Below are 18,934 nucleotides of genomic sequence, written 5' to 3'. Positions count from 1 at the left end.
CAATCCGACATGGGTTAAAAGACCTAGAAGATATTTTAATCATAAACCGCAATAGAGCGGTGGTAACCGAAAAAACTTTGCGGGAACCCGCAAAAATATTGCGGAAACTTGTAAATACCTGTCGGATTAATGGTAATAAATAGACAAAAAAACCGTAAAACGACTGTTTACGGTTAGATTCATGTCGAATTTGATAAATTTTTTATCAGGCCATTTTCGGAAAATCTTCATCGGAAAGCAAACCCAGCTGTTTCGCTTTCATGGCCGCTTCGATCCGTGATTTCACGTTAAGCTTGTGAAACAGGTTCGTCAAGCAGTACTCCAGGGAGCGCTGGCTCATCAGGACGGATGCGGCGATTTCCTTGTTGCTTCTTCCTCTCGCGATCTCTTTCAAGATCTCGTATTCCTTGGAGTTGACCGCCTGCGTTTCCGGATTGCCGCTTGCCGGTTCCGCAAACTGGCTGCCCGTCCCCCGCCTCAGCTGTTTCACCAGAGACAAAGGCAGCACGGCTTCGCCCCTGAGAGCGCAGCGTACAGCCGTTACGAGCTGTTCCTTATTTGCCGTTTTGAGGACAAATCCGGCGATCCCGGCTTCAATCATCAAATTAAAATGATTGTTGAATTCAAAGCCCGTGTAGATCAGGATGACGGCGTCCGGAATAAGGTTGAGAATTTGTTTGGCCAGATCGATCCCGTTCATCGTAGGCATGTGCAGATCGATCAGCATCACGTCAAAATGCTGGGCAACCGCCAGCTCCATCGCTTCTTTGGCCGTATGGGCCAAGGAGACTTTCATATTGGTATCCTGCTCCAGCAGCATTTTCGTCCCCTCCATGACGGAAGGGTGGTCGTCGACCAATAAGATCTCAATCATGGTTATCCCCAACACTCCAATTTCTGATTTCGAATTTCTGATTCTGTTTCACCGGTACGTTAATGAAAACGGCGAGCCCACTGTTCGGGGAGGAGTAAAACTCAACGTCGCCATCCATGCTGCGAACCCTTTCTTTAATGCCGTAAACTCCCATACTGTTAAAGGACTCCACCATTCCACTAACATTCATACCGATTCCGTTATCCTCATAACTCAAATGAATCCGGTCGGAGTGAGCCGACAACTTGAATTGAACTTTCGCTGCGTTAGAATGTTTCGTCGCGTTGGCCAAAAGCTCCTGTACAATTCGATACAACCCGATCAACAAATCGTCATCGAGCGGAGAGCCGTGAAAACCCGTATAATCAAAAACAATCGAATAGTCGCTCCGCAACTGCGTAAATTCGAACAGAGCCTCCAGAGAAGTCACAAGCCCCTCTTCTTTGAGCATCGGCGGTCTCAGTTCGTTGCACGTGATGCGGATCTGGTAAATGACATCGAGCAGCCCCTGCGTAATCTGCGCCAGCTTCTCTCGCAGCCCCGGCGGAACCTCGGCGTCAGCCGAAAGCTCGTCAAGCTTGCGGTACCAGATGATCTGCTCTTGCAGAGCGCCGTCATGCAGATCCTGGGAAAGACGCTTGCTTTCATTCTCGGATAAAGTGAATAAAAGCCGGGTCAGCCAGGAAGGCGTCTTATGGCGGGTCGCCAGCTCGCGGAGCTCTTGAGTCAGATCTTCGATGACTCTGAAATTGTCGTACAGGACGCTCGCGTAGCGGGCAATCGTTTTGATCCACACCCTTTTGGATTGTAATACGAGAGAAGGGGACTTTTCCCCGATGCACAGCAGATAGCTTTTTCCTTTTATTTCTCCGATGCGGATCAGATGTCCGTCCGGCGTGTCGATGATTTCACAGACGGGCAGCGGGTCCGAGCAGCCCTCGACAATCTCCTCCCAGACGTGCTGGGGAATGTCCGAACTGCCGTTTTTGACCGTAATCTTGTTTTGCTTGTCCACCTCAACGAGACTGACCTTCTCCGTACAAATCATTTCCCGGATTTCCTGAATAAGTCTCCGGTCCAGCTCCTGCACATTCATAAGCCCGAATAAATCGCTGGAGAAACGGTCCAGGCTCGTCTGCAGCATATAGTAGCGGTCCTTGCTCTCGCGGACAATCTGTTCCGCATAATTCCGGTCCTTCTCCGCCTTCTTCTGCTCGCTTATATCCCGGATGACGGTCATCGCGGCGTCCCTCCCGACATACGGGATCGGGATGGATACCGCTTCGGCATCGATGATCCTGCCGTCCAGGCGGACGATTTTGTGCTCGGCGATGCGGGTGGCTTCCTTGTTCTCGTAAACCGCGTTCAGACGGGTGCGCACCTTGTCCCTGTAGTTCGGGTGGACGGTGTCGTAAATCGAGCGGCCGATCAGGCTGCAGGTCGTTCCCGCTCCGAACAAATCCAGGCCCGCCGGATTGACGTACTCGAATTTGTGGTCCCGGGTCAGAACCGTCGGAATCGGCGACAGCTCCACCAGGTGGCGGCTCAGCTTCTCGCTTTCCTGCAGGGCGGTTTCAGCCTGTTTGCGCGTCGTAATATCCTCGAAGAAAACGAGGAACGCTTCCGAGCGCTCGTCGTAGATTGCCGTCGCCAGCATATCGATCACGTTGCCGTCGCGCCGGGTAATGGCCAGATCGATTGAGACGCTGGCCCCGGAGTCCCGGATGGCCTGTTCTCCCTCCAAGAGCGAATCCGGCTGGATCCAGTCCTGCGGCGTCGTGCCTATGATCTCCTCCGCGTTTCCCGCGCCCAGCACCTGCACCGCGGCGGGATTCGCATAGATGACCCGTCCGTCCTTATAAAGCGCGATCGAAACCGGGGACAGCTCCACAAGGCTGCGGTAGCGTTCTTCGCTGTCCCGGAGCGCCTGCTCCATCTGCTTTCGCACCGTGATATCCGTATGGACATGGAGAGAGGAAAGCGTCAGCCCGTCGTAGATGCCCGTCACTTCCACGTCGATGACGCTCCCGTCGGTACGGACCATTCGGTACTCCAGCGGGGGAGCATACTTCTCCCGCGCCATCGCAAGCGCGCGGCCCCGGGCCTGCTCCACATAATCCGGATGCATGAACTCGTAGATGCTCCGGCCGATGAGATCGCAGGGCAGCGCAGCGCCGAACAGCTCCAGCCCCGCGGGGTTCGCGTAGATAAACCGCTCGTCGCGGATCATCGTCAAGGGCTGGGGCAGCAGCTCGATCAGATGCCTGTACCGTTCTTCGCTCTCCATCAGCTCCCGCTCGATCAGCACTTTCTCCGTGATGTTCCGGGATACGATGATGATGCTCTCCACATTCCCGTCGGCTTCCCGGACAGGATTGGCTACACAATCGAAATGCAGCTCGGAGCCGTTCGCATGGATAAGCCGGCAGCGCGCCGTCCATACGCAAGCCGATCCCGGTACTCCTTCCAGCTTATGCCGGATCAGTTCCCCGTCTTCGGGATGCATCATATCGTACAGCGACAGGCCGGCTGCGGTCGATTCGTCCAAGCCCAGCCTTGCTTTATAGGAAGGAGACGCGTAGCGGAACTTTCCGTCCCTGCCGACTACGGCCACGAGATCCGTCATATTTTCCGCGATCAGACGGTATGTGGCCTCGCTGTTGTGTAACGACCGCTCTGTCCGTTTCTTCGAAGTAATGTCTCTGCACAGCACGAAAACTCCCGTAACCGCGCCGTTTACATATACGGGCACCATTTTCATATCCCAGTGGTACATGCGGCCCTCTTTATGATAGGAGGTCATTTCGAACGTCTGGGTCGTCCCCTGCACCACCTGGTCGAAATACACCGACATCCTCTTCAGGCTGTCCACGCCGAACAATTCGATAAGCGAAAGCGGGTTCGCGATATTGTGCGGGCTTCCCGTAATTTCCAGGGCCGCCGAATTGATATCCAGAGCCTTCCCGTGCAGATCCAGCTCGACAATCACATCCGAATGATGTTCGAAGAGAGAACGGTAGCGCTGTTCGCTTCTCTGCAGAGCCTCCTCCGCGGCTTTCCTGGCCATAATGTCCAGCACCACCCCATCCAGACGGAGTATCCGGCCGTTCGTTTCATCCAGTGTCGGAATCATCCGCACCTGCACCCACCGGGTATCGCCGCAGGCGTGGACGATCCGGTATTCGCTGAAATCGGAAATCCCCTGTCTGACGTTAGCGCACGATGCCCTGTACAGATGAAAATCGTCCGGATGGATGATTGTTTCCCAGGCTTCCCGGGTAGCGAAATATTCGGGCCGGTAACCGGTAATCTTGTTCAGGGCTTCCGATGTAAAAGGAACACGCCGGGACGAATAATCGTACGACCAGGTTCCCACATCCACGGTATGCATAATATTGACCAGCAGGCCGTATTTTTGGACGAGCTGTTCATGATGTTTCCATTTTTCCAGATTTCTTTTGTAAAGAATGAGAAGGATTTGGACGGCCAGAAGAAGGATGCATACAGCAGCGCCGATGATAAATTCATTCAAGGTGATGTCTCCTTTATGCGTTGAAGAGTAAGTCCGGGGATGATGCGCGGCAGGTGAGGCTGCCATGAGACAAGAAAGGCACGAATTGGATTCAGATAGGTATTAGTTCGGAAAAAGCGTGTTCCAGTCCTTCCCGATCCGTACGTGAATGCGGATAAATTTAACGAGGAAGAAAATTTGTTTAGCCCTAAAGTTTTTATACCGCGAAACATTGGTTTATAATATAGCTTATCCGGATCAGCAATTAAAGGAGATCATACAAATGAGCCCTGATTTTTATTCGGCCTCTTCCCCGCTCCCTGCGGGAGAAACGCCTCACATCAAGCGCGTCCTGATCATGACGCCCGTAGAAGCCGAGCGGGACGCCGTGCTCCGCGGTCTTGCCGGAGCGCCCGGCTTCCGGGTGGAGCTCGCGGGCGTCGGGCCCGTGGCCGCGGCTGTCTCCACCTCGGCGGCGCTCGCCGCCGCCGAATACGACCTCGTCATAGCCGCCGGAATCGCAGGCGGCTTCGAGGGCCGGGCCGAGGTCGGCTCGCTCGTCGTGTCGAGCGAGATTCTCGCGGCCGATCTGGGCGCCGAGACGCCCGGGGGTTTCCTCAGCCTGGACGAGCTTGGCTTCGGCTCGGCCCGCGTGCCCGTCGACGCGGCGCTTGCCGGCCGCGTCGCCGAGGCTCTGGCGGCCGCCGGGCTGCCCGTAAGCACAGGTCCTGTGCTTACGGTCTCCACCGTGACCGGCACGGCGGAGCATGCCCTGGAGCTTGCCGGGCGGGTGCCCGGCGCCGCCGCCGAGGGCATGGAAGGCTTCGGCGCGGCAAGCGCCGCCCTCGCCCTCGGCATCCCGTGCCTGGAGCTCCGTTCGGTCTCCAACGCGGTGGGGCCGCGCAACAAAGCGGCATGGCGAATTCCCGAAGCGCTCGCCATGCTGGAGAAAGCCAGTTCAGTCTTACCGGAGGTGCTGTTATGAAAATCGCGTTTTCCCCGTGTCCGAACGACACGTTCGTCTTTCACGCCTGGGTGCACGGGCTCGTCCCGGGCGCACCCGAGCTCGATGTCCTGTATGCCGACATCGATATTACCAACAGTCTGGCCGCCGGACCCGGCGGTCCCGAAGTGATGAAAATCTCTTACGCCGCGCTGCCCTGGGTCCTTTCGGACTACGCCCTGCTCCCTTGCGGCGGCGCTCTCGGCAGAGGCTGCGGACCGCTCGTGCTGTCCCGGGACTCCGCCGATCCGGCGTCCCTCTCCGGCAAGCACGTAGCCGTCCCGAGCGAACGCTCGACCGCGTACCTGCTGTTCCGGCTGTGGGCCGCCCAACAGGTTCCGGGCGGCGTCGGCGAGATCGTCGTGATGCCTTTCCACGAGATCATGCCGGCCGTGCGGGACGGGAAGATCGACGCGGGCCTCGTCATTCACGAGGCGCGCTTCACTTACCCGTCCTACGGTCTCAGCCTGCTGGCCGATCTCGGCAGCTGGTGGGAGTCCGACACGGGACTCCCGATTCCGCTCGGCGCCATCATCGCGAAGCGTTCGATGGATCTGGAGGCGTTGGCGGGATGGGTCCGCTCTTCCGTGGAGTACGCGTGGGCTCATCCGGAAGCGTCTCAGGCTTACGTGCTCCGGCATGCGCAGGAAATGTCTCCCGAGGTCGCCAAAGCGCATATCGACTTGTACGTGAATTCGTTCACGGCGGATCTCGGCGAAGACGGCTACGGAGCGGTCGAAGCGCTGCTCGGACGAGCCGCGAAGGAAGGGCTGGTGCCCGAGTTCGATCTAAAGATGCTTCGCGGGTAACGGGGCCAGAGTGTTCATGCCGTTGCTGCCGTGCAACGCCCGCGCTTGTTTCGGAAGGCCGGATTTTAAACGCACGGCTTTCCCATTTAAAACGCATCCCGCCAGCTCGGTGATCGACTCGGCGATATGAACGACAAAACCTGCCCACTTTAGCGGCAGGGCTTGGTTTCTCTTCCGAATTGATTTTCCTATCCATTCACTAAAACGATCCAACGCAAAAAAAGCCTTCGCGAAAGCGCAGGCTTTTTTACGTTGGATCGCTTCCTAAACCTTCACACACGTGCGGCTGGTCTCCGCTCAACGAGAAGATTTTGTAAATTTTTTTCTCAACTTATACGGTCCTGATGCTCTTCTTGCTTTCTAGTCATTCATAAAAACGTAGTCCATGTCGGTGTCCTTTCCCTCAAGAAAGTCCTGCATGGTCCAATCTATATCAATATCCGGATAAAGAGAATCGATTTTTTTATTGCCGATTAGAATAAACTTTTTCGTGGAGTAATAAACGACCGTTTTTGAGTTTGGCAAAGTGAATGTCTGGACATTCCCGAACATATCCGGCTTGGAAGAGGTCGGTTGTCCGATAAGGATACCTCCGAGTTCGTTCTTAAATGTAAGGGCATCACTGACGGCAGCCGAAGCCGATGCGTTATTAATAAATAGATATGTTTTCAAAGACCCCGTTTTATTTAACTTGTCGATAGGATCAATCAAGCCATTTAACAAACCGGACCTCCCTCCCCCGTTGTATCTAAAATCGATGATTAGCTTATTCGTCGGATGTTGGGTTATTTGGTCCAAAATGTCTTGGATAAAATCGTTTACGGGCTTATCTGCCATCTCCAAACATTGATTATACTTGATGTAGATAGCCTTCTTTTCCGGAAGAGAAGCAAACCAATAATTTTCCGAGCTATTTTGCATAAACAACGGTACAGAAGCGGTGTTCAGCGTTATGGAACGATTATTTTCTTTCGTCCCGCTTGTCTTAATCTCATTAGTAACTCCATTATTGTCTGCGAACCTAAACGATATCGTTTGTCCCGGCTTCGCAAAATTCAGACCGTATAGAAAATCCACATTTTTTAGGTAATCAGGAAATCGAGCTGCCACTGAATATTCATTATCGTGAGAAATAATCGAGCGATACTTGTCTTTCACTCTGTCAATGGGAGTTCCATTTATTTGGATTAGTTTTTTTCCAAGAACGGAACTGTACGAAGGATCTGCGCCGACAACATAGATACCGTCTGAAAATTGCAGCAAAGAAAAAGGAAGCGACTCTTGAACCGGAAACTGTAAATAAGTGTGCCCATCCCCGATATCGGCTACAAGCTCAAGCAGTTTGACCTTAATCTGCTGTTCATTAAGCCGGGGAACTTGGGCCAGAAGGTCACTAATTTTATTATTGAACTGACCCTGAGTAATTCTGGAAAAAGCATCAACGTGCTTCGAAGGTAACTCACGGGCCAAGTAGCGGATGTCCTCCTCCCATTTGTCGATAAAGCTTTTTTTCTCTGGGGATATGTAACTGCAGCCGGTCACGATTAAAAATAATATCAAGATCTTGATCACAACCATCATTCTTTTCATAGAACTTTCCCTACCTGTAAAGAAGTTAAACTTCGAAAAATAATATTTTTATTAAAATGTAGCATTTATTTAAAATCAACATTGAATAAAATTATCCAGAGTCCCCTCCTTGATGTAAAATTTAGTTAACAATGATAAAAATAGAAATATTACCATCTGCATTTTATCGCTAAATTTTCCATTTTTCAATTGCTCTATTTACAATGCCCGAGAGATCACACTTTTTAACCTTTATAAATGCACAAAAAACACCTTCAGATATGTCCCGTCACAGGTTCCATATCTTGAAGGTGTTTTCGAAAGCGGAATGTTTAAACCACAGGGAACCAGCCCGGTGTGTTTATGATCGCGTTCCACAAAGGATCGGGAATGACCAGACGCTCCTGATCGTCTTTGGTCAGCGTCGTCTTGATCTCCGACTCGCGTCCGTCCGCGACTTTGCCGACCCAGTCCGGTTCCACGATCAGTTCGCGGCCTAGAGCGACCAGAGGCACACCGGACTCCAAAGCTTTCAAAGCGTCGTCCGCCGTATGGATAGAGCCTACGCCCATCACGGGCGTTCTGCCGCCGACGGTTTCGAGGATGATCTCGATCCGCGGACGGTTATCGTCCAGCGTTCTCGGAGCCGACCAGAAATCCATCAGGGACACGTGGATATAATCCAAACCCTTGTCGGCCAGCGTATTTACGAGCTGAATGGAATCGTCCATGGAGATTCCGGGAGTCTCGGGTTCCTCCGGCGAGAAGCGGTAGCCTACGGCGAACGGCTGTTTCGCATGCTCCGCCGCGACACGCTTCACTTCATCCACGACGGCAAGCGGGAAAGTCATGCGCTTGTTCACGTCTCCGCCCCAGCGGTCGTCGCGGCGGTTGGAATGAGGAGAGAAGAACTGCTGAATGAGATAGCCGTTCGCTCCGTGAATCTCCACGCCGTCGTAGCCCGCTTCGATGGCGCGGCGGGTCGCTTCCCCGAAGTCGCGGATAATGCCTTCGATCTCGGCATCCGTCAGCGCTCTGGGCACGATGCTGCCTTCCTTCTCTTCCGCCACGGCGCTTGCGCTTACGATCTCGCCGTTCGGCACCAGCTCCGGCGGACAGCTCCGGCCGCCGTGGAAAATTTGCAGGATGGCTTTGGCGCCCTGCCCCTTGATGGCCGAAGCGAGACGGGCCAGGCTCGGAATCATCTCATCGCGGTCTCCGGCAAACTCGCCGGGAAACCCTTTGCCGTTAGGCGTTACGTACGTGCAAGCCGTAATGACGAGACCCGCTCCATTGGATCTGCGCTCATAGTAGGCGATTTCGGCATCCGAGACGGTTCCGTCCTCGTGGGACGAAAAATTTGTCATCGGAGCCATCACGATGCGATTATCCAGCTCCACACCGCTGGAGAGAGAGAACCTCTCGAATAAAGGCTTGAATTTGCTGTTCATCTGGTTTTTTTCCTCCTCTATATTCAAACAAATTCTACAGGGTTAGCTTTCTCTATTTCTTTTGTACATATATCGGAAAGCCAAGGAATTGTTATACCCGGCAATGTCTGTTATTTTATTAGTAACAGTTGGCGTTGTCAAGGGGCCTCATCCCGCTTATTTTTGCAGCCGCCTCTCTTTTTCGGTCTATTCCGCCTGTTTCTCTTGGATTTATCAAAAAGTGATCCTTATTTTCCCTTCACGGATTTTTTTACAGCCTGCTTGGCTTTGCTGTTTTTCTTACCTGTATTCGCCCCTCTTGCTTTCCGGACAAACTGTAACTATAATGATTACAAGATGAACCATCACCCGCTCCCTGTTTGCTCCGTGCAAACGGTTCGAGATAGAAATTTGGAGGTTTTCCTACTATGAAAATTGAAATCTGGTCCGATTTTGCGTGTCCGTTCTGTTATATCGGCAAACGCCGGTTCGAGCAGGCGCTTGAACAATTTCCCCGCAAGAGCGAGCTTGAAGTGGTGTACCGCAGTTTCGAGTTGGACCCGAACTCTCCCCGGGATATCGGCCACAGCGTCCATGTGATGCTTTCCAAGAAATACGGGATGAGCGTCGAGCAGGCCAAAACCATGAATGCCAATGTGGTTGCGCAAGCGGAATCCGTCGGACTCACCTACCGCATGGACACAATCGTCCTGACGAACACATTCGACGCGCACCGTCTGGCTCATTTCGCGAACGCCCACGGCAAAATGCACGAGATGACCGAACGGCTGCTGAAAGCCTATTTCACGGATTCTCTTCATCTCGGTGATCGTGCCGTACTGGCTTCCCTTGCCGAGGAAGTGGGACTCGACAAGGCCGCGGCCGAGCAAATGCTTGCGGGCGACCTGTATGCTAGCGAAGTGCGCGCCGACGAGCAGGAAGGCGCCGAGCTGGGCATAACCGGCGTTCCGTTCTTCGTGATCGACCGCAAATACGGCATTTCGGGCGCCCAGCCCGTTGAAGTTTTCGTGCAGGCTCTGGAGAAAGCGTACGGCGAATCCAAGCCTCTCACGATTTTGGGCGACGAAAGCGGCGCGGCTGACGGAGCCTGTGCCGACGGCGTGTGTACGCCTCCCGCGCGGGATAAGTAACCTTCTCCCGCTTTTCAACGAAAGGCCGTCCGGCAATGGACGGCCTTTGTTTGTGTCCCGCAGTCGGCGCTCCGCAGTCGGTGTTCCGCAGTCGGTGTTCAGCGGCCGGCGCTGCCGGCATGACCCTGGCTGCTGCCGGCACAGCGAGAACAACACCCGTCTGCGGTAGACCGCCCTTATGCGAAGTCAAAACCCGATGCTCTGCGCGCGGGCAACAACCTCACATCAAAGACACGTAACGTCCGGTGTCCTGTTTTTTCATCCCGTCCGCTGCCCCGTGTCCCGCTTTCTCGGCTTATGCGTCAGACTTCACCCGCCGCGCCTTCTTCATCCTCAAGCGTAGCGGAATAAATATTTTTGCCGTAGAAGATTTCGTCCATCTCCAGCGTTAGGCTTTCCGTTATTTCCTCCTGCTCCTCGGCAGTCAGCTTGTCCTTCGTGTAGCCGAACAAATAGTTGTTAAGATCGAATTCACGCAGTTTACATTTCGTGTGGAAAATATTTTCCTGGTATACGTTCACGTCGATCATATGATACTTATCCTTGATGGACTGCGGAATATAGTTCTGGATGGAGCTGATTTCGTGGTCGATAAACAATTTATGGCCGTTAATGTCCCGCGTAAAGCCGCGGACCCGGTAATCCATCGTAAAGATATCCGTGTCGAACGAATGGATCATATAGTTCAGCGCCTTTAGCGGAGAAATTTCGCCGCAAGTGGAGACGTCGATATCCGCACGGAACGTGGAAATACCTTCATCAGGGTGATATTCCGGATACGTATGGACCGTGATGTGGCTTTTATCGAGATGAGCCACAACGGCTTCCGGCAGGGGACCCGGTGATTCCTCGAACGATTCCGTGGGTGCGGTATCGACCGGTCCTTCCGATACGAGCATCGTAACGCTGGAGCCCTGGGGCTCATAATCCTGCTTGGCGATATTCAGGACGTGGGCGCCGATGATGTCGGACACGGTATTCAAAATTTTCGTCAGCCTCTCCGCATTGTACTGCTCGTCGATATATTCGAGATACGCCTTCCGCTCTTCCCGGGTACGGGTGTAACAAATATCGTACATATTAAAACTCAATGACTTTGTAAGGTTATTAAAGCCATGGAGGGTGATCCGCTGCTCGGGTGTCAGTGCCATCATTGATTTCCCCCTATCCTCATTCAGGTTAAAAAAAGACTCTTTTTATTTTTACCCACTCCGCCCAATAAAAAACATGTCGAAAAAAGGGAGGCGCCGCCCCTCCGCAACTACAAAAAGACCACCCTTGCGGGCAGCCTCCGACACGCGCTTTATCCGGTCTTACTTAAAACCGGGAAGCCCGCGTTCCTTTAACCATTTTTCTTCGTAATAATCAAACACGTTGTTCTGCACAAGCGCTTTGCGTTGTGCCGCATATTCACGGCCGAGCTCCACGGATCGTTTGAGGACGGATTCGACTTTAAGCCGGGTGATCGGCTCCGTAACCCCATGCTCCTGGACAAAAGCGTACAAGGATTCCGCTTCCTCCTGCCTGCCCGCCAGACTCCAGCCCATCGCTTCCTCGCATAAAATATGGGAAACGATCATTTTGTTATGTCTTTTCCCGGCTTCATCGCGGAGAGCATCCATCAGAAACGGCATAAAATCAATGGCATTGATTCGTTCTCTGCCGATCACCTGGCTGAAATATTTCGAATAATACAGCACAAACAGATCTGTAAACTTCTCCGTGATTCCCTTCTTGTTGCCGATGTATTTATCGAACAGATACGTTTCCGACTTCAGCAGCAGAAATTTGAGGCTCTCTTCCTTAACATTCGGAATGGTAAATAAAATATTCCAGTAATAATAAAGCGATTCGTACGGATCGGCAATCGTTTTGGCAAGCCTGCCGTCCGAGAAGATCAATGTACCCAGGCCCATCGCCAGCGATAAAATACCGAACAGCGTCACGACCAGATAGTCGAAGCTGTTTTTAAGCAGCGTCAAGGCCAGGATACCCGTTACCAGGCTCATAACAGGCCCGAGAATGAAAATGACCGACTGTTTCTTGTTATTTCGCTCATAAGAAGCTTCATCCTTGAAATCGGCCACATCCACCAGCACATTGCCGACATAATAAAAGTTCTTCCAAGAAAAAATGATCTTTTTCTGCGGAATGGACAGGGTAATGGGCCCCAAACTGAATTTGATTACTTTTCTGCCCGTAATAAACGCTCCCAGAACATGACCCAATTCGTGCACAAAAAGGGCGGCTCCGCCCGCGGCTACGAAGGACAGGAAGAAAACGACGATATTCAGAGCCATGCCGGGGCTCGCAACGGCAATTGCCGCAAGAACAACTAAACAGCCGATTAAAAACTTTACTTTTCCCTTCATTTCTCTCTCCTTTGAAGACCGGCAGAGCTTGTGCCAACGCTTCCCGCCGTTTTGTTAAAAAGTTGTGTCAGGTTTATTTTACCTCATAAAATAAAAAGTTAAAAACACAAAGAGGCACATCCGCCTGAACGAATGTGCCTGACATGCCGGAATCCTTCTATTTATCCGGTGCCGCGTCGTAGTCTTCCTTTAAAATCGCGTAGATTTCCAGATCGACAATTCCTTTGCCCGGCCATAATGCGGCCTGCCGAAGCGTTCCTTCTTTGCGGAAGCCGTTCTTGATCAGCACCTTCTTGGAAGCATCGTTCGCCGGCATCACCTCGGCCTGAATCCGGTTTACCTCCGCTTCCGTAAACAGATAGGCGGTCAGCAGCCGGACGGCTTCGGTGGCGATTCCCATGCCCCAGTAATCTTCCGCCAGGAAATAGCCGATCGTCACCCTATCGACTTTCTGGTTGAAATCGAAAGCTTCCGCGATTCCCGTCAGCCTGCCGTCCTCCTTCCGGAAGATCCCCCATTTGATTCTTGATTTTTTGCCGAAATCTCTCTCGAAATGGCCGATCATCGAACGGACCGTCTCTTTGTTATGCTTGGGGATAATGCCGCAGTGCCGGAATACTTCCTCGTTGTCGTATATGACGAAGACCTCGCCGAGGTTGTCTTCTCCGATTTTTTTCAGCACCACCCTGGAGGATTCCAGAACCGGAAGCTGCGCAAATACAGTTTGAATGTTCATGTCACACCTTCTTACAGCGGAATAAGTTCATCGTTCATCTTTGGGCCGGACGGGAATATACAGATCCACCTTCGCTTTGCCTTCCGGGTCCCGGAACGGGTCGTTCATACAGAACTCCAAGCCGTACCTGTCGTCCGCTTCGTACCCGCTTTCCGGCAGCCAGTTACCGTACAAGTTTGCGTAAGCGAGGGCCAGCTTGTCCACGGTATCGTAAAAAGCGTACCGGCCGTACAGGCCGCCCTCCAGCTTTTTGAAGCTCACCTCGGTATGGCCTTCCCGCTCGAAATCGGGCGGCAGCGTGACGCAGGCATCGTAGCGGCAGGCAAATTCGTCCACGAGAGACGGGTCGTCCAGCGAAATCCCGATGAACTGCTGGCGCTCCGGGGTGAGTCCGTTCCGGCCGGCCCAGCTCCCCAGCTTCTCCCAGGCCCGCCCCGTATCCAGGTAGCTTCCCGTATGCCGAACGAAGGCGACTTCCAAATCCGGCAGTTCTTTCAGCGTCACATTCATACTCCAAATCCTCCTCAGAAAGTGGTTTACGTTACCGGCACTTTCATCATACTCGTGAGAGGAGGAGGCCTCTTCCCGCTTCTTGCGATCTCCTAACGAAAAATTGCGGTCTTGGAGTTCTTTGCGGAGTTCACTCGGAGATTTCCCGTACCGCCTTTTGAACACGCCGTTAAAAGTCGATAAAGATTCAAACCCGCAGGAATGCGCGATATCCAGCACCGTCTTGTCGGTATCCTTCAGAAGCCGGACGGCGTTCTCCAGACGGTTGCGGGTCACGTAAGCGGCCGGAGTTGCGCCTGTCACAGCGGCAAAAATGCGGGAGAAATGATATTTGGAAAAGTTCGATACGCCCGCCAGCGTGTCCAGATCGAGTTTGCGCGAGCTGTTTTCCTCGATGTAGGCGATCACTTTGCCGATGCGGTCGGCATATTCATGCTTCATGGTATGCTTCGTCCTTTCGGGCGGAATCTTAGCACGGCCGGTTCGGACCGTGCAGTCTCGGTGCGGGGGGCGGCGGTCAGGCCGGATGCTCTCCCTGCCCTGACCGCCGCAGGTTACGACGATGCCCGCTCCGCCCGTCATCCCTTTAAGCCGCCTCATGCTCTCAGAGGCGGTCCTGCCGTCCTGCGCAGAGGCATCCGCAGTACTGCCCGTCAGAATAAGCGCCTCCGTTTCGTTAGGCGCAATCGGATCGATGCGCCTCAACAGAGAGAGCGGAAGCTCCGCAGCGGGCGCCGACCGGCAGTATTAACCCCCGTATTAAATATAGTTTATCACGCCTGCGGGGAGGTTTGCTTGACGGCATTCTCACGTGGTTTGCCGCCGATCCTGCAAGAACCGAAGTCTGCCCTCTTTACAGATAGTTGCCCCCGATGCAAAATATGGATATGGGTGTTCCAAGCCTAAAATCCTTGTAGGAGTGATCCAATGTCCAAGAAGATCTTGATCATTACAGGCGATGCAGTCGAAGCTTTAGAGGTGTATTATCCGTACTATCGCGTACTGGAAGAGGGCTATGAAGCGGTTCTCGCGTCTCCCCAGCAGAAAGTGCTTAAAACCGTCATCCACGACTTCGAGGGCTGGGACACCTACACGGAGAAGCCCGGTTACCTTCTCGAATCCCACGTTTCATTCGATGAGGTCAATCCGGCCGAGTTCGACGCTCTGATCATCCCCGGCGGCCGTGCGCCCGAATATATCCGGCTGGATCCGAACATTCCCCGCATCGTGGGCCACTTCTTCGAAGAAGGCAAGCCGGTCGGGGCTATCTGTCATGCCGCTCTCGTACTTGCGTCTCTAAAAAACAACAAATATTTCGAGGGCCGCACCCTGACCGCCTACACTGCCTGCCGGTTCGATGTGGAGAGCCTCGGGGCGAACTACACGGAAGAAACGCTGCACGTGGACGGAAACCTCGTCTCCGGGCATGCCTGGCCGGATCTGCCTGGTTTTATGCGTGAATTTCTGAAGCTCGTGAAAAGCTGACCGGACTTATTAACATCCCTTATCATTTATACGATATAAAAAAGACCTGCCGAAGCTTCAGCCCCCGGCAGGTCTTTTACGTAATCAAGTCCATTCACATAGAAGGCGGACGAAAAGCAGCGTCGATTCGGCAACCCTCCGCTTATTTCCCCAGCAGACCCGCCCGCGTCAAATAATCCTTCGCGGTCTGTTCCGCCGACGCTCCCTGAACGTTCACCTTGTAGTTCATTTCACGCATCTCGTCGTCGCTGATCTTCCCGCCCAGCTTGTCCAGGACTCCACGCAGTTCAGGATGCTCTTCCAGCGTCTTCGTTCGCAGCACGGGCGCGCCCTGATACGGCGGGAACAAATGCTTGTCGTCCTCCAGCATCGTCAGCTTATACTGCTTCAGTTCACTGTCGGTGGAGTACGCGTCCACTAGATTGATATCGCCGGACTGTACGGCCTGATAGCGGATTTTGGGCTCCATCTTTTTGACGTCCGCGAACTGGAGACCGTACAGCTTCTGAATGCCCCGGTACCCGTCTTCGCGGTCGGCAAATTCCAGCGTAAAGCCGGGCTTAATCGTCTGCCGAACGTTTTGCAGATCGGAAATGTTCTTCAGCCCGCGCTCTTCCGCAAGCTGTGCGGGCACCGCCAGCGCATAGGTGTTGTTGTACGCCATCGGCGTCAGCATTTCCATGCCGAATTTACTCAGCATGCCGGCTTTCGCCTGTTCGTACACCTGCCCGCTGTCGGTGCTGACCGGTGTTTCCTTCAGAAACTCGGAGATGGCGGTTCCCGTAAACTCCGGGTAAATGTCGATTTCGCCGGCCTTCAGCGCGTTGAAAACAAACGACGTTTTCCCTAAGCCCGGCTTAAGTTCAACCTTCAAATCCGTGTCCTGCTCGATGAGCTGCTTGTACATCTGGATGAGAATCTCCGGCTCGGAGCCGAGCTTGCCCGCGATCACGAGATTCTTGGCCTTCCCGCCCGTGAAATACGGGACCAGCAGCAGAAGAAGCACAGCCAGGACGGCAGCTCCGGCTGCCGGCACGAAGCGCCGGAACGACATGCGCTCGAACGCCCTCAGCAGCAGGTCGAACAAAATGGCCAGAAGCGCCGCCGGAACCGCGCCAAGAACGATGAGCGCCGAATCGTTCCGGTCGATGCCGAGCAGGATGAGATCTCCAAGACCTCCCGCTCCGATGAGGGCGGCCAGCGTCGCCGTGCTGATGATGAGCACGGTGGCCGTGCGGATGCCGGCCAGAATGACGGGAAGCGCGAGCGGCAGCTCCACTTTGAACAGGCGCCTGCGGCTGTTCATCCCCATCGCTTTGGACGCTTCGATCAGCGAGGCGTCCACCTCTTTGATCCCCGTATACGTGTTGCGGAGAATGGGAAGCAGCGCGTAGATGACGAGCGCGATTACCGCCGGCACCCGCCCGATTCCGAACAGCGGAATAAGCATGCCGAGCAGCGCCAGCGACGGAATCGTCTGCAAGACGGCCGCGATGCCGATAATCCCTTCCGCTCCGCGGGTCTTCCGGGTGAGGTAAATGCCGAGCGGAACCGAAATGAGGACGGCGAAAAACAAGGCGATAACGGACAGCACGATATGGTCCGTCACGGCGCCGAGAAGCTGGGACTGCCTCTCGCGGAAAACCTCGGCCAGCGTATTCATGTCCGCGCCCCCTCCTTCAGCCGCCCGGCCATGAACTTCAGCAGCGCTTGCCGCGAGACGGAGCCCACGACCACGCCCGCCTTCTCGACGGCGAGCACCTCTTCATCGGCAAGCAGCTGCAGGGCCGCTTCCAGCGGCACTTCCGCCTTGGCGATAGCCGCGGGACGGGTCGGGAAATCGGACGGGCCGATTTCCAGCAGCACATCTTCCAGCGTCAACCGGCTGCCGAAGAGCCCCTTCTGCCCGCCGACGAACTGTTCCACGAACGCGCTGGCGGGATTTTGTAAAAACCCCTGCGGGGTGTCCAGCTGGACGATCTCGCCTTCGTTCATAAGGCAGATCCGGTCACCCAGCTTCATCGCTTCCTGCATATCGTGCGTGACGAACACGATCGTCTTCTTGATCCGCTGCTGGAGCTCCAGCAGCTCGTTCTGCAGCCTCTCCCGGCTGAGCGGGTCCAGCGCGCTGAACGGTTCGTCCATCAGCACGATCTGCGGGTCCGCGGCCAAGGCGCGGACGACTCCCACCCGCTGCTGCTGTCCGCCGGACAGCTCCTTCGGCTTGCGGGAGCGGTAGGTCTTAGGCTCGAGCCCCACCATATCGAGCAGCTCGTCCACGCGGGCGCGTATTTTCGCGCGGTCCCATTTGCGCATTTCCGGCACGATGGCGATATTCTCTTCGATCGTCATATGCGGAAACAGCGCGATCTGCTGAAGCACATAGCCGATGTTCCAGCGAAGCTCGTGGATGTCGTATTCGCTCACTTTGCGCCCGTTGATCCACAGCGTTCCCCCGGAGAGCGGGATAAGCCGGTTGATCATTTTCAGCGTCGTCGTTTTCCCGCACCCGCTGGGCCCGATAAATACGAAAAATTCCCCTTCGTTGATTTCCAGATTCAGATCGTTTACGGCTACCGTATCGTCCGCGTAACGTTTAGAGACGTTCTCGAAACGGATCATAATTTTCTCCTCTGCGCCACTGACTTTTATTGGCCCCTGTGTACCTATCTCTCTTTATAATAGCCTTACGGGCAAAAAATGAATCTGCGAAAAAAACCTTGATAGGCATAGAGGCCCGTCCAGGTTTTGAGAAGAGGTTATTCGGCATGCAGGCAAGACTTCACGTCTTTGCCCGCGTAAGCTTTCCAAATAATCAGGTTGTAAGGATAGATTCGTCCGGTCCCGCCTGATCCGCGCTCGAACATCCGGTACAAGCATCGCGCCGCTGCAGTCAGTCAGGCCCCTAAATGTGAAGCGACCGCTGCTGGTGCCGCTTCTACACTCTCCCTGTCTTAAACAGACACGTATTCCGACAGGCCGTGCTCCAGCAGCTCGTCCTCCGAGATCACTTTGAAGCCTTCTTTGCGGAGCAAAGCCGCCGTCACTCCCTCGCCGGAAATTTTGGTTCCGTTAAAAGACCCGTTGTAAATGGCCCGGCTGCCGCAGGAAGGGCTGTTTTCTTTGAGCACGACTACGGTCGCGCCGACCTTGCGGGCAAGCTCCAGTGTTTTAAAAGCTCCGCTCGTGTAAAGCCCGGTTACATCGTTCCCGGATCGGTCGACCACCTTCGCTCCGCCGGCAAGCACGTCCTCGCCCGTACCTCCGGTAATTTCAGCCGGTTCGCGCGGAGTCGAAAACCCGCCAAGCAGCTCCGGACAGACCATCATGGCCTTGCCTTCGCCGACTAATTCGGAAATCTTCTCCACCAGACTGTGTGTCGCGTTATACCGGCATTCCAGTCCGGCCAAGCAAGAACTGACAAGTATCATTTAGACTGACATCCTTTATCCGTAAAGTTTGTAAACCTCTACGGAAAGTGTAG

Annotated in this window: 15 protein-coding genes; 4 read left to right on the top strand and 11 right to left on the bottom strand. The window is 54.1% G+C overall.

Annotated features, from left to right (window positions below):
- Positions 1 to 205 precede the first annotated feature (205 nt).
- A complete protein-coding gene (locus ACI48J_RS04125; RefSeq protein ID WP_326054648.1) occupies positions 206 to 874 on the bottom strand; it encodes a response regulator transcription factor in 669 nt (222 codons plus the stop codon).
- The gene (locus tag ACI48J_RS04120; RefSeq protein WP_405081828.1) at positions 867 to 4,406 is read right to left on the bottom strand and encodes a PAS domain S-box protein; all 3,540 of its coding nucleotides are present in this window, start codon (positions 4,404 to 4,406) and stop codon (positions 867 to 869) included. Before ACI48J_RS04120 ends, ACI48J_RS04125 begins: the two co-directional genes overlap by 8 nt.
- A 262-nt stretch (positions 4,407 to 4,668) precedes the next feature.
- Between ACI48J_RS04120 and ACI48J_RS04115 the strand changes: the two genes are divergently transcribed.
- The gene (locus ACI48J_RS04115; RefSeq protein WP_405083180.1) at positions 4,669 to 5,370 is read left to right on the top strand and encodes a futalosine hydrolase; all 702 of its coding nucleotides are present in this window, start codon (positions 4,669 to 4,671) and stop codon (positions 5,368 to 5,370) included.
- Positions 5,367 to 6,197 carry a 1,4-dihydroxy-6-naphthoate synthase gene (locus ACI48J_RS04110; protein WP_405081826.1) on the top strand — a complete coding sequence of 277 codons (831 nt, stop codon included), beginning with the start codon at positions 5,367 to 5,369 and terminating at the stop codon, positions 6,195 to 6,197. Before ACI48J_RS04115 ends, ACI48J_RS04110 begins: the two co-directional genes overlap by 4 nt.
- A 360-nt stretch (positions 6,198 to 6,557) precedes the next feature.
- Here the strand turns inward: ACI48J_RS04110 and ACI48J_RS04105 are convergent, their stop codons facing one another.
- Positions 6,558 to 7,787 carry a hypothetical protein gene (locus tag ACI48J_RS04105; RefSeq protein ID WP_405081825.1) on the bottom strand — a complete coding sequence of 410 codons (1,230 nt, stop codon included), beginning with the start codon at positions 7,785 to 7,787 and terminating at the stop codon, positions 6,558 to 6,560.
- 311 nt (positions 7,788 to 8,098) lie between these two features.
- The gene (locus ACI48J_RS04100) at positions 8,099 to 9,217 is read right to left on the bottom strand and encodes an NADH-dependent flavin oxidoreductase (protein WP_405081823.1); all 1,119 of its coding nucleotides are present in this window, start codon (positions 9,215 to 9,217) and stop codon (positions 8,099 to 8,101) included.
- Positions 9,218 to 9,624: 407 nt separating this feature from the next.
- Here ACI48J_RS04100 and ACI48J_RS04095 point away from each other — a divergent pair, with 407 nt between their 5' ends.
- Complete coding sequence (locus tag ACI48J_RS04095; RefSeq protein WP_405081822.1) at positions 9,625 to 10,347, top strand: DsbA family oxidoreductase; 723 nt, start codon at positions 9,625 to 9,627, stop codon at positions 10,345 to 10,347.
- 302 nt (positions 10,348 to 10,649) lie between these two features.
- Here ACI48J_RS04095 and speD read toward each other — a convergent pair whose 3' ends face one another.
- From speD to ACI48J_RS04075, 4 genes are all read right to left on the bottom strand, one after another.
- On the bottom strand, positions 10,650 to 11,498 hold the full coding sequence (gene speD / locus ACI48J_RS04090; RefSeq protein WP_405083179.1) for an adenosylmethionine decarboxylase: 849 nt from the start codon (positions 11,496 to 11,498) through the stop codon (positions 10,650 to 10,652).
- Positions 11,499 to 11,660: 162 nt separating this feature from the next.
- Positions 11,661 to 12,719: a site-2 protease family protein gene (locus tag ACI48J_RS04085; protein WP_405081820.1), complete on the bottom strand. Its 1,059-nt coding sequence runs from the start codon at positions 12,717 to 12,719 to the stop codon at positions 11,661 to 11,663.
- Positions 12,720 to 12,876: 157 nt separating this feature from the next.
- Positions 12,877 to 13,455 (bottom strand): GNAT family N-acetyltransferase, encoded by a 579-nt coding sequence (locus ACI48J_RS04080; protein WP_405081818.1) that lies wholly within the window; start codon positions 13,453 to 13,455, stop codon positions 12,877 to 12,879.
- Positions 13,456 to 13,482: 27 nt separating this feature from the next.
- Complete coding sequence (locus ACI48J_RS04075) at positions 13,483 to 14,670, bottom strand: GyrI-like domain-containing protein (protein ID WP_405081816.1); 1,188 nt, start codon at positions 14,668 to 14,670, stop codon at positions 13,483 to 13,485.
- A gap of 222 nt (positions 14,671 to 14,892) precedes the next feature.
- Here ACI48J_RS04075 and ACI48J_RS04070 point away from each other — a divergent pair, with 222 nt between their 5' ends.
- Positions 14,893 to 15,450 carry a DJ-1/PfpI family protein gene (locus ACI48J_RS04070; protein ID WP_405081815.1) on the top strand — a complete coding sequence of 186 codons (558 nt, stop codon included), beginning with the start codon at positions 14,893 to 14,895 and terminating at the stop codon, positions 15,448 to 15,450.
- A 142-nt stretch (positions 15,451 to 15,592) separates the two neighbouring features.
- On the opposite strand, the gene opuFB is transcribed toward ACI48J_RS04070, so the two are convergent.
- The 3 genes from opuFB to ACI48J_RS04055 form a co-directional block, all read right to left on the bottom strand.
- A complete protein-coding gene (gene opuFB, locus ACI48J_RS04065) occupies positions 15,593 to 17,113 on the bottom strand; it encodes an osmoprotectant update ABC transporter permease/substrate-binding subunit OpuFB (RefSeq protein ID WP_405081813.1) in 1,521 nt (506 codons plus the stop codon).
- Positions 17,110 to 18,072 (bottom strand): ABC transporter ATP-binding protein, encoded by a 963-nt coding sequence (locus tag ACI48J_RS04060; RefSeq protein WP_405081812.1) that lies wholly within the window; start codon positions 18,070 to 18,072, stop codon positions 17,110 to 17,112. Before ACI48J_RS04060 ends, opuFB begins: the two co-directional genes overlap by 4 nt.
- A 332-nt stretch (positions 18,073 to 18,404) precedes the next feature.
- Entirely contained in the window at positions 18,405 to 18,881 is a 477-nt protein-coding gene (locus ACI48J_RS04055; protein WP_405081810.1) for a DUF523 domain-containing protein, read from the bottom strand.
- Positions 18,882 to 18,934: the final 53 nt, after the last annotated feature.

It is taken from the genome of Paenibacillus chitinolyticus (assembly GCF_045038035.1).
Classification (GTDB): domain Bacteria; phylum Bacillota; class Bacilli; order Paenibacillales; family NBRC-103111; genus Paenibacillus_F; species Paenibacillus_F chitinolyticus_A.
This window is presented reverse-complemented; position numbering and strand designations above follow the sequence as displayed.